The 4,823-nt window shown below is 69.4% G+C and carries 7 protein-coding genes; 5 read left to right on the forward strand and 2 right to left on the reverse strand.

All coding sequences use genetic code 11. The annotated features are described in order from the left end of the window. Positions 1 to 256 (forward strand): rhodanese-like domain-containing protein (locus VNE62_12510; protein HVE93103.1); only part of this gene is annotated, 256 nt, incomplete at its 5' end. 21 nt (positions 257 to 277) lie between these two features. On the opposite strand, the gene VNE62_12515 is transcribed toward VNE62_12510, so the two are convergent. Then, entirely contained in the window at positions 278 to 745 is a 468-nt protein-coding gene (locus VNE62_12515) for a pyridoxamine 5'-phosphate oxidase family protein (protein ID HVE93104.1), read from the reverse strand. A 67-nt stretch (positions 746 to 812) separates the two neighbouring features. On the opposite strand from VNE62_12515, the gene VNE62_12520 reads away from it, so the two are divergent. Beyond that, entirely contained in the window at positions 813 to 1,745 is a 933-nt protein-coding gene (locus tag VNE62_12520) for a TIGR03621 family F420-dependent LLM class oxidoreductase (protein ID HVE93105.1), read from the forward strand. Between the two features lie 34 nt (positions 1,746 to 1,779). Here VNE62_12520 and VNE62_12525 read toward each other — a convergent pair whose 3' ends face one another. Further along, the gene (locus VNE62_12525) at positions 1,780 to 2,262 is read right to left on the reverse strand and encodes a cytochrome c-type biogenesis protein CcmH (protein HVE93106.1); all 483 of its coding nucleotides are present in this window, start codon (positions 2,260 to 2,262) and stop codon (positions 1,780 to 1,782) included. Between the two features lie 36 nt (positions 2,263 to 2,298). Between VNE62_12525 and VNE62_12530 the strand changes: the two genes are divergently transcribed. The 3 genes from VNE62_12530 to VNE62_12540 are packed head-to-tail and all read left to right on the forward strand — an operon-like array spanning position 2,299 to position 4,704. Further along, entirely contained in the window at positions 2,299 to 3,072 is a 774-nt protein-coding gene (locus VNE62_12530; GenBank protein HVE93107.1) for a metallophosphoesterase, read from the forward strand. A gap of 7 nt (positions 3,073 to 3,079) precedes the next feature. After that, positions 3,080 to 3,520, forward strand: coding sequence for an SRPBCC family protein (locus tag VNE62_12535; GenBank protein ID HVE93108.1), 441 nt, complete (start codon positions 3,080 to 3,082; stop codon positions 3,518 to 3,520). Next, the gene (locus VNE62_12540; GenBank protein ID HVE93109.1) at positions 3,520 to 4,704 is read left to right on the forward strand and encodes an ArsA family ATPase; all 1,185 of its coding nucleotides are present in this window, start codon (positions 3,520 to 3,522) and stop codon (positions 4,702 to 4,704) included. The genes VNE62_12535 and VNE62_12540 overlap by 1 nt, the downstream gene beginning before the upstream one ends. Positions 4,705 to 4,823: the final 119 nt, after the last annotated feature.

The following is a 4,823-nucleotide window of genomic DNA, read 5'->3' on the forward strand; positions in this document are numbered from 1 at the left end:
GGACGTCCGGGAGCCGTTCGAGACCGAGATCTCGAAGCTGCCGTTCGAGACCAAGCTGATCCCTCTGGGCGAGCTGGCCAACCGCGTCCACGAGCTGTCCAGCGCAGACGACCTGGTCGTCTATTGCCGCAGCGGGATCCGCAGCGCGCAGGCGACCCAGTTCCTGAGGTCGATCGGCTTTCGCAAGGTCCGCAACCTGACCGGGGGCATCAACGGGTACGCCCAGGAGGTGGACGAGTCGATCCCGGTCTACTGACCGAGGAGCCTGTCTCCCGCGTCAGCTCTCGGCCTGCCTGAGGCGGCGGTCCTTACCGGTCGGGATCTTGCGGAAGTCCCAGGACGCGATGCGGTCCGGACGAAGGACCAGCCACTCGTGGCTGCGCTCGACGGGGGCCTGGGTCCCTCCCCAGTACTTGTCGCCGTAGGCGAGCCTGGCGGCGTCGAACTGGGCTTCGGACTCCGCGGCTGACATCGAGCCGTACAGCACCGCCCCGCGCAGTTCCCTGTACTCGCCGCCGGCGTCGACGCACGCCGCCACGCGGGAGCCGGACTGCAGATCGGCCGCCCGCCGCGACTTGCGCAGGGAAGTCACCCACAAAGCCGAGTCGTGCCACACGAACCAGAGCGGCGCCACGTGCGGCTCGCCGGACGCCGACACCGTCGCCACGCGCGCGGTGCGCTCCTCGCGCAGAAAGCCGTCCAGCTCCTCGGGGGTCATTCGCAGCATCGACCGGGGCAGCGGCATCGCGCAGGTATATCACGCGGTTAGTCTGTCGCCTGGCCGCACAGGCGCCGCGACGAAGGGGGAATCCATGTCACCCAGGCCGTTCAGGTTTGGCGTCCAGCTGCGCGCATCGGGCACGCGCTCCGATTGGGTGGACTCCGTCCGGCGCGCCGAGGACCTCGGCTACGAGACCGTGTTCATGCCCGACCACTTCGGCGACCAGTTCGCTCCGATCCCGGCCCTCATGGCGGCGGCGGACTGCAGCGGCATGCGAATCGGCATGGCCGTCCTGGACAACGACTACCGGCACCCGGTCGTTCTGGCCAAGGAGGCGGCGACGCTGGACGTGCTGTCTGACGGCCGCCTGGAGCTCGGCATCGGCGCGGGCTGGATGAGGACCGACTACGAGCAGTCGGGCATCCGCTACGACCCGCCGGCGGTGCGGGTGGACCGGTTCGAGGAGGGCCTCAAGGTCCTCAAAGGGCTGTTCGCGGACGGGCCGTTCTCATTTCGCGGCAAGCACTACGCGGTGTCGGAGCTGGACGGACGGCCGAAGCCGGTCCAGCGTCCCCACCCGCCGATCTTCGTCGGTGGCGGCGGCAGGCGCGTCCTGGGCATCGCGGCGCGCGAGGCGGACATCGTCGGGATCAACTTCGACCTGCGCGGCGGCGAGGTGAACGCAGAGCTCGGCACCCAGGCGACGCCGGACGTCGTCAACCGCAAGATCGGCTGGATCCGCGACGCCGCCGGCGAGCGGTTCGATTCCCTGGAGCTGAACAACCTGGTCTACATGGCGCAGGTCACCGACGACCGCCCGGGCGTGGCGGCGATGCTGGCCCCGGCGTTCGGGCTGAGCCCGGAGCAGGCGCTGGAGGTGCCGTTCGCGCTGGTCGGGACAACCGACGAGATCGCCGACGACCTCCGGGCCCGCCGGGAGGCCTACGGGATCTCCTACGTGGTCATGCCGGAGGACGCCTACGTGGCACTCGGACCGGTCGTGAAGGCGCTCGCGGGAACCTGATCGGCCGCCCCGGGGGGTTCCGCCGGCTCGTCGCTCAGCCCGAGTCCGGCCCCCGCTCGGCCGCCTCGGACCGCACCCGCCCGACCCAGTAGCGGCGCTCCTGTTCGGTCATGTCCTCGCGCGGGGGTGTGGACGCGGCCGGCACGGGACGCGACCACCTCCGGATGATCCCCGCCAGAAGGACCGCTCCCGACGCCGCGGCCGCCAGCGGCACGAGCCAGATGAGCCTGCCAGAGCGGTCCCCGGACGGCCGTGCCAGCACCTCGTCGCCGTAGTTGTCGCGAAGCCAGGACATGATCTGCCGCTCCGACTGGCCCGCCTTCACCCGGGTGTCGATCTGCTCGCGGAGATCGGCCGCCTGGCTCGTCGTGCACTCCGACAGCAGTCTGCCCGGGCAGTAGGGCGACCACACCTGCGTCTCGATGGACCTGGTGGTCACCTCCGGCGACGCGCACGCCACGAAGCCGGCAAAGCCGGCGCACACCAGCAGCACGACCAGCGCTCGGGGGGGCCTCACGGCTCCCACCTTAGCCAGTGGTGGCATTCTCGATGCGTGCTCGTGAAGCTGATCGCCGACGTCCACGGCGACCTCCAGGCGGTCCTGAGGGAGGCGTCGTCCTGCGACGTCCTTCTGGTCCTGGGCGACCTGATCAACGTCATCGACTACGAAAACGCCGGCGGCATCCTCGCCGACGTCTACGGATCCGACGCCGTCCGGACGTTCTCCGAGCTGCGGCGGACCGGCCGCCACGACGAAGCCCGGGCACACCTGGCCTCGCTGGGGCAGGGCCGCGAGGAGGACATGCGGGCGGCCTTCCTGCGCGGCATCGAGTCCGCGCATCGGGACTTCTGCTCCAGCCTGCCGGACAACGTCGTGCTGACCTTCGGCAACGTCGACGTCCCGGATCTGATCCGCGCCCACGTCCCGCCGCACGTCCGGTTCGTGGACGGCGAGGTCCTGGATCTGGACGGCACCCGCTTCGGCTTTGTCGGCGGCGGCCTGCCGAAGGTGGGGATCCCGGGGGAGGTGTCCCTGGACGACTACGCAGCCAAGGTCGACGCCCTGGGACGGGTGGACGTCCTGTGCTCCCACGTCCCTCCCGCCATCGACGATCTCGTCCACGACGTCAGGGCCGACCTCAGGGAGCCGGGCAGCGAGGCGCTGCTGTCCTACATCCGGACCCACCAGCCCTCACACGTCTACTTCGGCCACGTCCATTACCCTCGGGTGGCCACGACACAGGTCGGGACTTCGGTCCTGGTCAACGTGGGACACCACTTCCGCAGCACGGGTTGCGCGCTGGTGCACCCGGTCCTGCCATCTTGAAAGGCCTATGTCCACCGAAACGGTCCACTCCGACATCTCGATAGCCGCCGAGGCCGGCGCCGTCCTGGCCGTGCTGTTGGACGTCGAGGACTACCCGTCGTGGGCCAAGGCTGTGAAGTCGGTACGGGTGCTCACGCATGACGACGACGGCCGGCCGGGCGACGTCGAGTTCGAGGTTGCACCGGGCCCCCTACCGCGGATGCGCTACGTGCTCCGCTACGGCTACGGCGACAACCGCATCTCCTGGGACTACGTCGAAGGCGATATGCGCGACCTGCGCGGGTCCTACGTCCTGACCCAGGCCGACGACGACTCGACGACCGTCGTCTACGAGCTGGCCATCGACCCCGGGACGATCCCCCTGCCGGGATTCGTGAAGGCGCGAGCGGCACGCGAGATCACGAAGGTGGCGCTCCAGGAGCTAAAGCGCCGGGTCGAGCGGGCCTGATGCGCGTAATCGTTTTCACCGGCAAGGGCGGCGTGGGAAAGACCTCCGTCGCCGCCGCGACGGCCCTGCGGGTTGCGTCGGGAGGCGCAACGACGCTGGTGATGTCCACGGACCCGGCACACAGCCTCGCCGACGCCTTTGAGGTCGAGATCGGATCGGCCCCCACGCCGATAGGCGACCGGCTGTTCGGGATCCAGATAGACGCGCAGGAGCGCCTGGAGGAGCACTGGCAGGCGATACAGGACTACGTGCTGCAATTTTTGTCCTGGGCGGGCGCCGACCCCGTGGCGGCCGAGGAGATAACGGTGCTGCCCGGCATCGAGGAGATCTTCAGCCTCACCGACCTGCGGCGGCACCACGACGAGGGACGCTTCGACTGCATCGTGGTGGACTGCGCTCCGACGGCCGAGACGCTTCGACTGCTGTCTCTGCCCGAGATCAGCCGCTGGTACATGCAGCGGGTGTTCCCGATCGAGCGGCGTGTGGTGAAGGCGGTGCGTCCGGTGCTGTCCAAGGTCACCAGCATGCCGCTGGCTCAGGACCGGTTCTACGACGCGGTGGCACGCCTGCACGAGAACCTGGGCCGGGTGGGCGAGATCCTCACCGACGGCGCCTCGGCCTCCATCAGGCTGGTGGTGAACCCGGAGAAGATGGTCATCGCGGAGGCGCGGCGGATGTTCACCTACCTTTCGCTTTTCGGCTACCACGTAGACGCCATAGTGGCCAACCGCCTGCTGCCCGAGGCGGTGTCGGACCCGTACTTCGCGAAGTGGAAGAAGGTGCAGACCGAGCACATGCGCACCATCCACGAGTCGTTCGATCCGGTCCCCGTGCTCACGTCACGGCTGTTCGACGAGGAGATGGTCGGCGGGCCGCTGCTGCGCGAGCTGGGGGCCGAGGTGTACGGCGAGCGCGACGCGGCGTCGGTGCTGCATTACGACGAGCCGATGCGCGTGCGCAGCGAGGGCGGCCGCCACGTCCTGCTCCTGCGACTGCCCTATGCCGAAGGCAGGCTGGAGTTGTCCAGGCGGGGCGAGGAGCTGATCGTGACGGTCGGGTCCTACAGGCGGTCGCTCGTGCTGCCGCAGTCGCTTCGCCGGCGGCAGGTGATGGACGCCGCCTTTGACGGCCCCGTCTTGAGGATCACGTTCGGGAAGGATGGAGATGAACCAGCAAACCGATGACCAACACGGCTGGGACGGCGAGCCGCCGGAGGACCGGGACGACCTGACAGCCGCTGCTCAGGACTGCGCCGCGGGTCTCGCCGACGTCGTGACGTCCGTGGTGCGACGGGTGGGCCCGG

The sequence above is a fragment of the Actinomycetota bacterium genome, assembly GCA_035536535.1.
Lineage (GTDB): Bacteria > Actinomycetota > JAICYB01 > JAICYB01 > JAICYB01 > DATLNZ01.

Excerpts from the sequence above, each read along its gene's own strand:
- VNE62_12515 (HVE93104.1), bottom strand. The coding sequence starts at position 745 with ATGCCGCTGCCCCGGTCGATGCTGCGAATGACCCCCGAGGAGCTGGAC.
- VNE62_12520 (HVE93105.1), top strand. The coding sequence starts at position 813 with ATGTCACCCAGGCCGTTCAGGTTTGGCGTCCAGCTGCGCGCATCGGGC.
- VNE62_12535 (HVE93108.1), top strand. The coding sequence starts at position 3,080 with ATGTCCACCGAAACGGTCCACTCCGACATCTCGATAGCCGCCGAGGCC.
- VNE62_12540 (HVE93109.1), top strand. The coding sequence starts at position 3,520 with ATGCGCGTAATCGTTTTCACCGGCAAGGGCGGCGTGGGAAAGACCTCC.